Source organism: Bacillus sp. ISL-41 (assembly GCF_018613235.1).
In the GTDB taxonomy this organism is placed as follows: Bacteria; Bacillota; Bacilli; order Bacillales; family Cytobacillaceae; genus Mesobacillus.
Map to the genome: position 1 here is coordinate 35,188 of NZ_JAGGQP010000037.1, position 13,133 is coordinate 48,320.

General features: G+C 45.2%; 13 protein-coding genes and 1 riboswitch. Of the genes, 9 read left to right on the forward strand and 4 right to left on the reverse strand.

The features are described 5' to 3' along the window. Window positions 1–7: 7 nt before the first annotated feature. Complete coding sequence (locus tag J7I80_RS19055; RefSeq protein WP_214740435.1) at window positions 8–649, forward strand: L-fuculose-phosphate aldolase; 642 nt, start codon at window positions 8–10, stop codon at window positions 647–649. Between the two features lie 142 nt (window positions 650–791). Next, window positions 792–929 (forward strand): hypothetical protein, encoded by a 138-nt coding sequence (locus J7I80_RS19060; RefSeq protein ID WP_214740437.1) that lies wholly within the window; start codon window positions 792–794, stop codon window positions 927–929. A gap of 46 nt (window positions 930–975) precedes the next feature. Here J7I80_RS19060 and J7I80_RS19065 read toward each other — a convergent pair whose 3' ends face one another. After that, window positions 976–2,667, reverse strand: coding sequence for a mechanosensitive ion channel (locus J7I80_RS19065; protein ID WP_214740439.1), 1,692 nt, complete (start codon window positions 2,665–2,667; stop codon window positions 976–978). Between the two features lie 287 nt (window positions 2,668–2,954). Then, window positions 2,955–3,533, reverse strand: coding sequence for a YqaA family protein (locus J7I80_RS19070; RefSeq protein WP_214740441.1), 579 nt, complete (start codon window positions 3,531–3,533; stop codon window positions 2,955–2,957). Window positions 3,534–3,753: 220 nt separating this feature from the next. On the opposite strand from J7I80_RS19070, the gene J7I80_RS19075 reads away from it, so the two are divergent. Beyond that, window positions 3,754–4,620 carry a sulfite exporter TauE/SafE family protein gene (locus J7I80_RS19075; protein ID WP_214740443.1) on the forward strand — a complete coding sequence of 289 codons (867 nt, stop codon included), beginning with the start codon at window positions 3,754–3,756 and terminating at the stop codon, window positions 4,618–4,620. 59 nt (window positions 4,621–4,679) lie between these two features. After that, window positions 4,680–5,180 (forward strand): hypothetical protein, encoded by a 501-nt coding sequence (locus J7I80_RS19080; protein ID WP_214740445.1) that lies wholly within the window; start codon window positions 4,680–4,682, stop codon window positions 5,178–5,180. Between the two features lie 28 nt (window positions 5,181–5,208). Here J7I80_RS19080 and J7I80_RS19085 read toward each other — a convergent pair whose 3' ends face one another. Both J7I80_RS19085 and J7I80_RS19090 read right to left on the reverse strand, forming a co-directional pair. Beyond that, window positions 5,209–6,066, reverse strand: coding sequence for a GNAT family N-acetyltransferase (locus tag J7I80_RS19085; RefSeq protein WP_214740447.1), 858 nt, complete (start codon window positions 6,064–6,066; stop codon window positions 5,209–5,211). Between the two features lie 125 nt (window positions 6,067–6,191). Next, window positions 6,192–7,379 (reverse strand): FtsW/RodA/SpoVE family cell cycle protein, encoded by a 1,188-nt coding sequence (locus J7I80_RS19090; RefSeq protein ID WP_214740449.1) that lies wholly within the window; start codon window positions 7,377–7,379, stop codon window positions 6,192–6,194. Window positions 7,380–7,667: 288 nt separating this feature from the next. Here J7I80_RS19090 and J7I80_RS19095 point away from each other — a divergent pair, with 288 nt between their 5' ends. The 5 genes from J7I80_RS19095 to J7I80_RS19115 all read left to right on the forward strand — a co-directional run bounded on the left by J7I80_RS19095 (window position 7,668) and on the right by J7I80_RS19115 (window position 12,907). Beyond that, window positions 7,668–8,444 carry a hypothetical protein gene (locus J7I80_RS19095; RefSeq protein ID WP_214740451.1) on the forward strand — a complete coding sequence of 259 codons (777 nt, stop codon included), beginning with the start codon at window positions 7,668–7,670 and terminating at the stop codon, window positions 8,442–8,444. A gap of 261 nt (window positions 8,445–8,705) precedes the next feature. Further along, window positions 8,706–8,885, forward strand: a riboswitch (cobalamin riboswitch). A gap of 163 nt (window positions 8,886–9,048) precedes the next feature. Further along, complete coding sequence (locus tag J7I80_RS19100) at window positions 9,049–10,005, forward strand: ABC transporter substrate-binding protein (protein WP_214740453.1); 957 nt, start codon at window positions 9,049–9,051, stop codon at window positions 10,003–10,005. Next, window positions 9,971–11,032, forward strand: a complete 1,062-nt coding sequence (locus J7I80_RS19105; RefSeq protein WP_214740455.1) for a FecCD family ABC transporter permease — start codon at window positions 9,971–9,973, stop codon at window positions 11,030–11,032. The genes J7I80_RS19100 and J7I80_RS19105 overlap by 35 nt, the downstream gene beginning before the upstream one ends. Beyond that, a complete protein-coding gene (locus J7I80_RS19110) occupies window positions 11,029–12,474 on the forward strand; it encodes a heme ABC transporter ATP-binding protein (protein ID WP_214740457.1) in 1,446 nt (481 codons plus the stop codon). Before J7I80_RS19105 ends, J7I80_RS19110 begins: the two co-directional genes overlap by 4 nt. Window positions 12,475–12,523: 49 nt before the next feature. Then, window positions 12,524–12,907: a VOC family protein gene (locus J7I80_RS19115; RefSeq protein ID WP_214740459.1), complete on the forward strand. Its 384-nt coding sequence runs from the start codon at window positions 12,524–12,526 to the stop codon at window positions 12,905–12,907. Window positions 12,908–13,133: the final 226 nt, after the last annotated feature.

The following is a 13,133-nucleotide window of genomic DNA, read 5'->3' on the forward strand; positions in this document are numbered from 1 at the left end:
GCATCACATGTTGCTTCTGGAAGAACGGATGAAAGTCGTTGAATACGGCAAGAAAATCATTTCAAGCGGCCTGACAAAGGGGACGGGTGGAAATATCAGCATTTTCAATCGGGAAAAGCAGCTGGTTGCCATCAGTCCGAGCGGGATTGACTATTACGATACGAAGCCTGAAGATGTGGTCATCATAAATTTGGATGGCGAAATCGTCGATGGCAGCAAAAAGCCTTCGAGCGAGCTGGACATGCATTTGATTTTTTACCAGCGCCGAGATGATTTGAACGCACTTGTCCATACCCACTCACCATATGCAAAAACGATTGCGACTCTAGGGTGGGACATCCCGCCGATCACGTATTTGGTGGCGTTTGCCGGCCCGAATGTAAGATGCGCTCCCTATGCAACATTCGGGACGAAGGAGCTGGCGGAAAAAGCATTTGAAGGCATGGTGGACAGAAGAGCCGTGCTGTTGGCGAACCATGGCATGATTACCGGTGCCCATAATATTGAAACTGCTTTTACAGTTGCTGAGGAAATCGAATTCAGCGCCCAGATTTATTACCAGGCAAAAGCGATTGGTGAACCTACAGAACTATCTGATGAAGAAATGGCACGGCTGTCAAAGAAATTCGAGAGCTACGGCCAGAGATGACCCTCTTTTTAGAGGGTTTTTTCTATGCTATGAGGCTCCCCCATAAAATATAGGGGCACAAAAGTACTAGATTATGCTATGATTATTTAAAAGAAAAAAATGGGCTTTATGGATAGTTTTACTAGAGGGGGACAGGCTGGCTATGAGAGCAAGGACTAGGAAGAGTGAACCTTTTTCATTTGACAAACTGAAGGAATTTTTCACTACTGTGCTGCTGCATCTTAGTTTTTATGCCTTCATTGTGTTTCTCGTCATATTCTTCATTGATAATTTCAGCTAATACATAAAAACACAGCTGCCGTAACTGGCAGCTGTGTTTTGTTCTCTTAAGGATTCAACGGGTTGTCGCCGTTATGCGGATCCATAGGGTTATTGTTTCTGTTCTGGTTGGGGTTGTTCAAGTTTGGCGTTGAACCAGGGTTCGGGTTATGGTTCAAATTGTTCAAGTTCGGAGGTGTCGCAGGATTCGGGTTGACGGGATTGCTCTTTTTCATTTTCTGCTGCTGGACCGCTGCCTGATCAATGCTGGTTTTTTCAATTTTCTCGTCAAACTTGGTCAGGTATTTCGAAGCGAAGTTCTTGCCGCCAAGTCCGAATGCCAGTCCGAATGCGAGCGCCAATCCGCCAAGGGTCAGGATGAAGGCTGCGTTCACGATCGCAGGTGCGACTCCAAGTTGGTCAAGGGCCATGAAGACTGCGATGGTGATGATCGCATATTTTGCGACAGTTGCCAGCACGTTTGAAGAATCACCCTGCAGGATGCTGCTGAGTACTTTCTTCGCAAGGCTGCCAAGCCATAGGCCGACACCAAGGATGACAATCGCGGCAATGACATGCGGAAGATACGCGATTACACCACGTGCAAGGTCGACGAAGAAATCAAGCTTCACGACGTTCAATGCTTCTGCTACAAACAGAAGGACGACGATGACCTGAACGATATAGCCTACAATGTCAGATAAGCTTAACGAGTTTGGACGATTAGCTGAACTGCTCAAGCCCATGCCTTTAAAATAAGAGTCAAAACCAATTCTTCTTAACAAATCAGCAGTGAATTTCTTCAGCCATTTTCCAAGCCATAGGCCAATCATGACAAGAATGATGGCTACGACGATATTCGGAATCATCGTCAGGATGTCATTCAGCATTGCGATCGCTGGTTCAGAGATTCCTTCGACATCGAGACGCTCCAGTGCAGCAATAACTGTCGGAATCAAAATCAATACGAAAGCAATCGTGCCGATCACTCGTGAAAGGCTTGTGCCTTCAAACAAGCGGGAAAGCCCAAAACGCTGGACTAGTTTTTCAGTGCCAATGCTTTGCAAGAAGTTCGTCAGAATATCGCGGACAATTTTAGCGACAAAGTAGCCGACTAAAAGAATCAGCGCAGCCGCAAAAAGTTTAGGAATAAATGACAGGATTCCCACTATCATGTTTTCGAATGGCTCTGAAACACCATGCAGGTTCAGCGCGGACAATACCGCAGGCAAGGCCATCAGCAACACCAGATAGAATACAATATTCGCAACCGTATCTACCGCGTTTGTAGTCTGTTGGTTGTCATCGGTAAGCTTGTACTTGCTTAACTTTTCATGGACACCAAGTGTTTTGCCGCCTTTCTGAATCAGGAATTTCAAGCCTGAAGCGATCAGCCAGGCAAATAACAGGATCAATCCTGCCTTCAGGATGTTCGGAATTGCTGCAGCAATCGTTGAGAACATTCCGACGAGCGGCTCTGTCAATACATATAAGTCTAAGATATTCAGGAACATGATGAAGACAAATACTAGAATCAAAATATAGACAATCTTACTGATGATTTTTTCAGCTGAATACTTCTTATTGTTTACATTTGAAAAAAGCTTGTTATCAAGACTGGTTTTCTGCAGCCCCTTGTACACTGCTTTTTCGATTAATTTTGCGACAAGCCATCCGACAAGCAGGACTGCCAGCGCAATCAGCACATTTGGCAGCTTGCCAAGAATGCTGTCCCAGCCATTGTAAAAATTATTGTTCAAGCTCCTCACTCCTTATTTAAATTGGACTTTAAAGTTGGGCTGCGAAATGCGTATGGATATGAACGAGAACTGATACAGCCCTTAAACTCGATAAATAGTCCTTAGTTAGCTAGCAAGCTTACTTTAATCTACCCAATTGCTGTCTATATAAACAAAGTGGAGAACATCGGTTTAAAGAGATGACAAGATATTGATATAAGGAGAGGTTTGTGTGGTTACATTTGTGAGCCATCGATTGTGAAAGTCTAAAAACAATAAAAAACCGGGCATCAGCCCGGTTTTCATGATTATGCTTTTTTCGATCTCTTCAAATATGCGTAAATTAAATACCCAGCAATTACAACGACTCCGAGGACGATTGTCAGCATCGCGAAGTTTTCTTCGATGAATGGCATGGCTTTGTCACCTAGTGCGACGATGATAGCTGCTTCAAGGAAGAAACGAAGGCCGCGACCGATGATTGACCAGATAATGAGTGTTGGAATCCTGACGTTAGAGATTCCGGAAAAAATCGTGAAGACCTTATATGGAATAGGAGTGAAACCGGCAATCAGAATAGCCATTGCACCGTATTTTTCAAAATAGCGTTCGACCAGGACAATTTTCTCTTCTTTTATAAAATAACGCAAGATCGGACGGCCGACTCTTTTACCGATGTACCAGCCAAGCAGGGCACCGAGTACAGAGCCTGCTGTTGTGATGAAGGCATACCAGAGTGCCTTGTCAGGATTGGCAATACCCATAGGAATCATCAAAACATCGGGAGGGATCGGGAAAAAGGAAGATTCCAGGAAAGACACGAAGAATAATCCCCATGAACCAAATTCAAGCAGCCATTCTTCTATCGCGTGAATCCATTCAGACATGAAACAGTAGCTCCTTTGAGTTGTTATAGTAAGTCGTGCAAAATAAACCTAGTTAGAAGTATACCATTTTTACTTCTGCCAGAGCCAACTATTTCAGCAATGGGAGCTTAACTGCGATTTCATGATTTCCTCTTATCGGCAGAGAAAGGTGACGCATACTTTATTTATAGGAAAAAAGTGGTACTCTATAAAGGAACTCGATTAGAAGAGGGAGTTGTCTATGGAATACATACTTTATTTGCTGCTGGGCGGCCTGATCAGTGTCCTCTCTGGTTTTTTCGGAGTAGGGGGCGGTTTTATCCTGACGCCCATTTTGTTATTGTTAGGCTTTTCACCGCTTGAGGCAATCACAACCAGTTTGTTTTTCACTGTGGGTACATCGGTTTCGGGAATTACAGCCCATATCCGCCTGAAGAATATCCTCTGGAAAGAGGGGTTGATCATGGGTTTGAGCGGTATTGCCGCGACGCAGCTGGCCCGACCGCTTGTCTATGCCCTTGAAGCGAAGGGCTGGGATGAAATCGTCATTCCGTTCCTCTATATTGTTCTGCTTGCTTATTTTGCGGTAAAAATGATCCGGCAGGGAAGAAGGAAAGACGAGGAAATCCCTGCACCTGCCAATTTTTCACTGCCAAAGCTTTTGGCTGTTGGGTTCCTCGGGGGCTTCGTCTCGGCAACGCTTGGAGTGGGAGGCGGTTTTATCATCGTTCCGCTGATCATTACATCGCTGGGTTTCAATCCTAAAAAGGCAGTCGGAACGAGTTTGTTTGCGGTATTGCTCATCGTTTCAGTGGGGTTCATTTCCTATGCGGTCAATACGGAGATCGATTACTTCATTGGCCTGATGCTGATTGCTGGCACGCTGGTCGGCTCCCAGTTCGGCGCAAGAATGACTGGTTATTTTGAAAACAGGGAAATGAACGCGATGCTTGGCCTGCTTTATCTTGCAACTCTGGCAGGGGCTTTGCTTAAGTTGTTTGATTTGAATAAAACTGGGCTCTTGATCATGGGGCTGTTCATAGCATTTTTCTTTGCCCGTTCAATAGTAAAGGTAACGAAAGCAAAGCAGACGATCAAGTCTGAATAAAATACACCCAAAATACCCTGGCCTAATGGTAAAATTATACATAGTCAGGAGGGGTGCTATTGAATAAATGGTTTCTGGTATTTATGCTATTGACATCAGTTTTATGGGGCTGTGAGAAAAGCGAAGCGGGATACACCGACCGGGGTGACCACCTCCCAGAAAAACTGAACACAGCGATATCGAACTTCGTTATCGATGAATATGCAGATATATACGACGATAAAGACCAACTCTTCGAAGTGCATAAGGTATATGGCACCCACGAAGAAAATGGGAAAATGACCGTATATTTGTACTCTTATATGGTCGGGATGAAAAAAGGGTCGGAACCATCTGGCCATATTGTTCCTGCAGTCATAAAACTTAAGAAAGAAGCTGAGGGTTATACATTTATCAGCTATAAAGAACCAGAAGATGGCACACGATATCAGTCATCTCTGGAAAAAATATTTCCTGACAGGTACCTGGAATCAGTGCGTGAAGATACTGGAAACCTCGATGCGTTAATGGAGGAAATGGAAAAGAAAGTGGAGCTATGGGTAAACGAGGGTCAGAACTAGAAAAGGAGCAGATCTGCTCCTTTTTTGCTTACGCTTCGGATGTAAAAGGATGCTTAACAAATCGAGGGAACTCTAGTCCGACTCTCTTTTTTACAAACAATGCTCCATCTCTTTTAAAAGGAAAGCGCTGGTATTGGAGATCACTGTCATACGGTGTAAAGTGGAATTGAACAGTAGCTGTGTCTCCGAAGATCGCCATAATGTCTTTCATATCTACAGGTACAGTGCTGATGAAATCATACAATTGGACCATCCCGTTATCCTTCGTAAAAATAACAATAGCGTCTTTTTCTGCGTGATGGTAAAGGTGGTCAGGAAAAACATTCAGAATATGATACATCGTAATGCCGGCGGAATTGGCAGTCGAAAAAGCCTGGGAAACCGGCACTCTTCCGTAAACCGCTTTTTCGATAAGTTCAAGGTCACGTGCCAGATCGAGTTTCCTCAAAATAAATGGGTTCTGCCCAGCAGAAACCTTTGTCGAATACTGATACTCCTCAACTTCTTCAAACCCGAATCTCGGATAAAAATCGAGCACGCTGTCATTGGCGAACAGGTAGATAAAATCATAATTTCCCTCGTACACATCCAAAACATGATTCATCAGGCTTGCTGACAGCCCCTTGTTCCGATATTCAGGATGGGTCATGACGGTGCCAATCTGCAGGGCTTTATAGCTTTTTCCTTCAATGATAAAATCGAGCATGTTGACCGATACATTGGCCACAATCCGGTCTCCGTCGGCAAAGGAAAACGGGATGTATCGATCACCCCAATAGCCCTTTTCATGCCAATTGGTAAAATCAATGCCGAAAATGTCAGCGGCCAGCTGGGTAAAATTATTCCTCAAAACTTCATTCTCGCGGTAATGGCTTACTAGCTTCATATATCAAAACTCCATTCACTTGTTAAGGGTTTTCAAAAATCATATATCAAAACTCCATTCACTTGTTAAGGGTTTTCAAAAATCATATATCAAAACACCCTTCTCTCGATAAGGGCTTACTATTATCAGATATCAAAACTCCTGTCTCTCGAGGCGAACATATACGTTTTATGATGGAACCGGATTCCGTAAATCAACCCCATCGCGAGCATATTGCCCATGAGCGAGCTTCCGCCATAACTGATGAAGGGCAGCGGGATGCCGGTAATCGGCAGCAGCTGGATCGTCATCCCGATATTCTGGAAGACGTGAAAGGTGATCATGCTGATGACTCCCGCGCTGATATAGGTATTGAACGGGTCATTCGTATCCAGTGCGGTCTTTGTCAGATGGTAGATTAACAGGAAGTATAGGCTGATGACAAAGCTGCCGCCCGCAAAGCCAAATTCCTCGCCGATCACACTGAAGATGAAGTCCGTATGGCTTTCGGGAATGTAGACTTCACTGCCATTTAGGCCTTTCCCGGTAAGCATGCCGGAACCAATGGCACTGAGTGATTTTTGCAGATGATAGCCATATTCAGGGTAGCTCTCTGGGTCAAGCCACGCATAAATGCGGCCGAACTGATACGTTTTTACACCCAGGTATTCTTTTAGGATTTCCGGCTTCCAGATGACGAGATACAATATGCCAGCTCCAAATGCGGCACCTCCGCCATAGAGCGGAAGAATGATTTTCCAGGTGATGCCTGAAACAAGGATGATTCCGGTGAAAATCGCAAGCACGACGAGAGAGGTGCCCAGGTCGGGCTGAAGCATGATCATTCCTAGTGGCAAAGCGGTTATAAAGCCAAGCTTGATGAAAAGCAAAAAGTCAGTTTGCAGTGTTTTTATCGAATGTTTTTTATGGTGAGCATAGATCGTGCTGCTCAGGGCAAGAATCAGAAAGACTTTCATGAATTCTGAGGGCTGGATCGAACCGAATGGGTCGATGAAGAACCAGCTTTTGGCGCCATTCCTTTCCTCGGCTATGCTGGCAGGAGCAAAAAACAGGAAGATCAGCAGAAAGACTCCGAAACCGTACAAATACCATGAAAGTTTGCGGTACTGTTCACTGTCGAACATCATGACGACGCCAATGATGCCCGACCCAACGATGTACCAAAAGATTTGCTTGTATAAAAAGTTCTGTCCAACATATTGGCCTGTTCTCTGGGCGCTGTAAATCGCTAAGCAGCTTGTCAGAAAAAACAGCAATAAAAGGAGCGTCAATGTCCAATCAAACCGGTCAAATTTTTTTAGAGGCTTATCCATTTGCCACACCCTGTCCGATACGTTTCTACAATACTATGCTAGCAGAGATAAAATATCCTTACAATCCCTGACGAGGTAACATTTTCCTATAAGTAATAGACGAATAGTAAGGGAGAATAGTTTCTTCTTTGGCGAGGATTATTTTACGGAAGAAGCCGATAATAATTATGTTTTTGAAGAGTCAGAATAAGATATTTTCTGCCGTTTTTGTTAGAATGGAAGAAGTGTTATTTTGAACGGAGCCGCTGGCAATTTTGCAGCTGAGAATTTTTCCGGGAGGTCTTGCCTTTGAAAAAGAACCATCCTTATAGCAGGGATTTACTTTATGTCCATATGAACGAACGGGACCAGTACGTGCTCTCGCATGGGATTGAATTCCATGAATTCGCCAGATCATTGTCTGATTCACTCAACCATCTGCTGCTGTTGAAGCATCGCTATGAAGATGGTGAGTTCAACAGACATACTTTATTTGAATATGTGCCTGAGGACAGCGTCGAAAAACTGGTCGAAGCCAATGTCCATGCATTCGGAGATTTTTGCTGGATCGATTTTGAGGAAGTGGAAGCACTGAATGTGTTGTCTGCCCAGGAGATCGCTGAGCTTCTATATCTTGGGCATATCAAGCACCATTTGAAACTGCCTTTCTATAATCAACTTAATAATCGCTTTGTGTTCCTGTCCACTGAAGATGGCTGGTACAACAAAACCTATTACCGTAATCTCAATGACTTTTTCCGCATGCTTGGATATGTCCTGTCAGGCAAACTGGGGGAAATGAAGCCGGAAAAAACGCTGCTCGGGATCCGTAAAAAGAAATCCTATCCTTTTGTCAGCAAGGAAATCCTGAAATCATTGACACCAGCCTTGAGGGAAGGGGCGGTTTTTTCGCTGAAGAACATCCAGCAAAACCGCAACAGAATTGAAATACCAATTTGGATCATCGGGGATTTTGCCAACATGGATGACATGCATGATGAATATAAGGAAGCAAGCCGCAGCAATCCGGATGGCAGGATTGTCTTCGATAAAAAAGCGAAAGAATGGAGCTTGCTTGCCCAATAAAGCTGTTTTCGTAAAGATTGATGTTAAAATCGTAAAGCCGATTTTAACGTAATATAAAGCTTATTTTGCAGGTCGGTATTAAGTTTGCATGCTCATTTCTCATAAAAAAGAGTCAACTTTGCAAAGAAACATAGATCATTCCGTCCTAGTTTGTAGTCAATAGCAACAAAGTTTGAGAAAAGAGCCCCCAATAAAGTCGAAAAAACAAAATATTTGAAGCAATTTTTGGCAAACCGTGTATAATTGAATGTAGCGGAAAATTACATATCGAAATGAACAGGTGTCTTTTAAAAGAGACTTAATAGGGAAGTTGGTGAAAATCCAACGCGGTCCCGCCACTGTAAATGGGAGCAAGCTGCAACGGCCACTGTACAAATGTATGGGAAGGCGCAGCAAGCATTGACCATGAGCCAGGAGACCTGCCTGTCCATTGCACCAACAAACCTACGAGGATAGGGAGGTGCCGACAGGCTCTATGTCTTTTATGATGATAAAAACATTTGCTTACTCGGACATCTCCCCTTCAGGTGGAGATGTTTTTTAGTTTTTTGGCTGTCTTTAAGCCATACTTATCAGAGTTAATCGAAAATCGGAGGAGAAGCAAATGAAGAAGTTATTAATGTTAATGATGGCAGCAGCCATGATCTTGGCAGGCTGCAGTACGGAAGCACAGCCAGAAAAGAAAGAAAGCGAAAAAACCGCACAGGAGCAAAAGACAGGATTCCCTGTCACGGTAAAAGACGCAATTGATGAAGAAGTTGTCATTGAAGATAAGCCTGAAAGGATCATTTCCCTGATTCCGAGCAATACGGAAATTGTCTACGCACTTGAGAACGGAGAGGCAATTGTCGGCGTCACCGATTTCGACAATTATCCAGAGGACGCGATGTCGAAGGAAAAAATCGGCGGCATGGAATTCAATATCGAGAAAATGATCTCTCTGAAGCCAGATCTTGTCCTTGCTCCTGGATCAACTGCGGACACTGTAAAAGAAGGCCTTCAGCAATTAAAGGATGCGGGAATTGCTGTTGTCGTTGTGAATGACGCACAGTCATTTGAAGAAGTGTATCAATCAATTGAAATGATTGGCAAAGCCATTGGCGAGACAGAAAAGGCGGATGAGCTTGTAGAAAATATGAAGAGCAGTTTTGCAGAATTGAAAAAGAAGGCTGAAACAATCAAACCGGAAGAGCAAAAGACGGTCTTTGTAGAGGTCTCACCGGCACCGGAAATCTACACAGCCGGCAAGAACACTTTTATCAATGAAATGCTTGAGTTGATTGGCGCAAAGAACGCTGCCGGTGATATGGAAGGCTGGCCGAAGGTCGATCCTGAAGCGATTGTTGAGCGTAATCCCGATGTGGTTGTGACAACCTATGGATACTATACAGAAAAGCCAGTTGACCAGGTGCTTGCTCGGCAGGGCTGGAATAATGTGAAAGCGGTCAAGGAGCAGAAGGTTTACGATGTCCACTCCGACCTTGTAACCCGTTCAGGTCCAAGGCTCGCTGAAGGAGCAGAGGAGCTTGCAAAAGCCATTTACCCGGACATTTTTAAATAACAAATCAATCGCCTATCTAATCACGGCGGTGTTTTTGATCATTTCGATGCTGCTGGGCATATCCATCGGAACGGTTTCCATCCCTGTATCCGCCATTATAGAACTCATTGGTGCTGAGATTTTCCGCTTTCAGGGACAGGGAATCGACCCGATGTATGCAAGTATTGTCATGGAAATCAGACTGCCGCGTGTATTGCTGGCAGGGCTTGTCGGTGCGTCGCTGGCGATTGCCGGTGCCGCGTTCCAGGGCCTGTTGCGCAATCCACTGGCAGACCCTTATACGCTTGGAATTTCTTCAGGTGCCTCCATCGGCGCAGTCGTTACGCTGTTTTTCGGTATTTCGCTTCCGCTGATCGGTGCCTTCACATTGCCGGTGCTGAGCATTCTGTTCGCCTTCGCCACCGTCTTGTTTGTGCTCTTTTTTGCCCGGAGAATTGACAGGCTCCTTAGGGTAGAAACCATAATATTAACCGGAATTATATTAAGTTCATTTCTTGGTTCATTCATTTCTTTAATGATTGCTTTATCTGGCGAAGAGCTGCGGCAAATCATCGGCTGGCTGCTTGGCAGTGTATCGATGCGCGGCTGGGAATACATTAAAATAATTTTCCCTTTCTTTATGATTGGTTTAGTGATTTTGCTTGCCAATACAAGGGAACTGAATGCGATGTCCTTTGGTGAGGAAAGGGCACAGCATCTCGGTGTCAATGTCGAGCGCCGCAAGCTGCTGATTTTGCTGTCTGGTTCTCTTTTAACAGGATCAGCCGTAGCTGTTTCAGGGACGATCGGATTTGTCGGTCTCGTCATTCCACACCTGACAAGGACGATCTGGGGGCCTGATCATCGTCATTTGCTGCCGTTATCCGTCCTGATTGGCAGCGGCTTCCTGATCCTTGCAGACTTGATCTCAAGAACGATCATCGCCCCTTCGGAATTGCCGATTGGCGTGATCACGGCATTAATCGGTGCTCCGGTTTTTGCGTTTATTTTAATGAAAAATCGCAGGGAAAGAAGTGCTGGCCGATGATCACAGTGAAAAGTTTGACAGGCGGATATTCAGGCGGCGAGGTCCTGAAGAACATCTGTTTCCAGGTAGGCAAAGGAGAGCTGTTCGGCATCCTCGGTCCAAATGGCAGCGGTAAGACCACACTGTTAAAAATGATCAGCGGGGCTTTGGAATTCAGGGAAGGTGCCATTGAGCTGGATGGCCGGCCATTGACTCAGTATTCACCGAAACAGCTTGCGAGGATGATGGCAGTCCTGCCGCAGCATGCGGATCAAGCCTTTCCCTATAGTGTAAAAGAAACCGTTTCGCTCGGCCGCTATGCGCACCAGAAAGGCTGGTTCAATAGCTGGCGAGTTGAGGATGAAGAGATTGTCCAGAAGGTAATGGAACAGACGGGCATCACCCACCTTCAGGAAAAATCAATCGTAGAACTATCCGGCGGCGAAAAACAACGAGTCTACCTCGCTCAGGCATTGGCGCAGCAGCCGAGGATTCTGCTGCTCGATGAGCCTACGAACCATCTCGACCTGAGTTTTCAAAAAGAGCTGCTGGACTTGCTGAAAAAATGGGCATCCGAACAGGGATTGACGGTCGTTTCAATTTTCCACGACTTGAACCTGGCATCTTTATATTGTGACAGGCTGCTGCTGATGGAAAACGGCGAGGTTCTAATTGTCGATACTCCTGCTGAGGTTTTAAAGGAAGAGCGAATCAAAAGTGTCTATAAGACCCAGATCAAAAACCATCCCCACCCGGAAATTGCCAGGCCGCAACTGCTGCTGGTGCCTGAAACGGACGTCGATCATAAGGGTGACCTTAATATTGATTCCAGGTATCTTGACGTCGGGCAAGACCGGATTGTCCTGCAGTCACCGGTAAAATTGCGGACGATGTCCTCGGGAATAACCGGTGCCGGAATCGGCTGGCACAGTTCCTTTGTGCACCGGATTGTACCGATGGAGTATGACTGCAGCGACCATAAGGCGGAGATGGCCGAGTATTTGCAGGAAAATGGGTTTCTTCCAAGCGAAACTGTTGGGATGATGACGGCTGTGCCAGCAGACACAGCTTCATACCGTTTTTTTCAGGCAGACGGAATGTCAATTTTCATCCTGGTTTCCGCTGGTCACACTCATCGGGACCGACCACGGAATATCAACACATGGCTGTTCATTAACCACAGAATTTCCGAGGAAGCTTTTATCCAGAGCGCAATGACTGCAGCAGAAGCAAAAATTAGTGTTTTACAGGAGCTAGAGGGAAGCGGGGCTGGCATTACTGGCCAGTCAGCTGGCATTTCTACGGATAGTATCTGCATCGCCGCCACCCAGCAGGGAGGAACAATTTCTTACGCAGGCACCGCTACACCGCTCGGTAAGCTGATCAGCGAGGGAATTTATACTTGCACGAAGGAAGCGATATTGAAGTATAGAGCGAGTAAAAAAGGGATTGAACATAAATGAAGGAAACCCGACATTCCATCTCGAATTTATTTTTTAAGAGGTGATGATGATGGAATTGAAAATGGGCTATGTCATTTTATATGTTTCCGACCTGGAAAAAGCAAAGCATTTTTACGGTGAGCTGCTTGGTCTTAAACTTCGTAATGAATTTGGGACATATATCGAGTATGAAACTGGCAATACCGTTCTTTCGATGAACACCCGGGAAAGCGGCCGCGAAATCACGACGCTCCCAATCCCGGATGGAATAAGGAAGGAACAAACCTTTGAGCTCGGATTTGTAACAGAGGACGTCAAGGGCGCAGTAGAAAAACTGCGTGCCGCCGGAATCCCAATCCTGCTCGAGCCAACCGAAAAGCCATGGGGCCAGGTGGTCGCTTATGCAGCAGATCCGGATGGACATTATATCGAAATATGCACCCCGATTGGATGAAAAAAGTCCTGCAGTTCATTGAGCTGCAGGACTTTGTTGTTTTTTGTGAGCTAATGAGACTAATTCTGAATTTTAGTGACTATTAAGTCCAACATGTGCCCGAAAACGGAAAGGATCTTTGATTTCGGTAACAAGTAAGACCAACATGTGCCCGAAAAACGCGAGGGGCGGTGATTTCGGTAACAAGTAAGGTCAACGTGTGCCCGAAAACGGAAAGGAGCGTTGA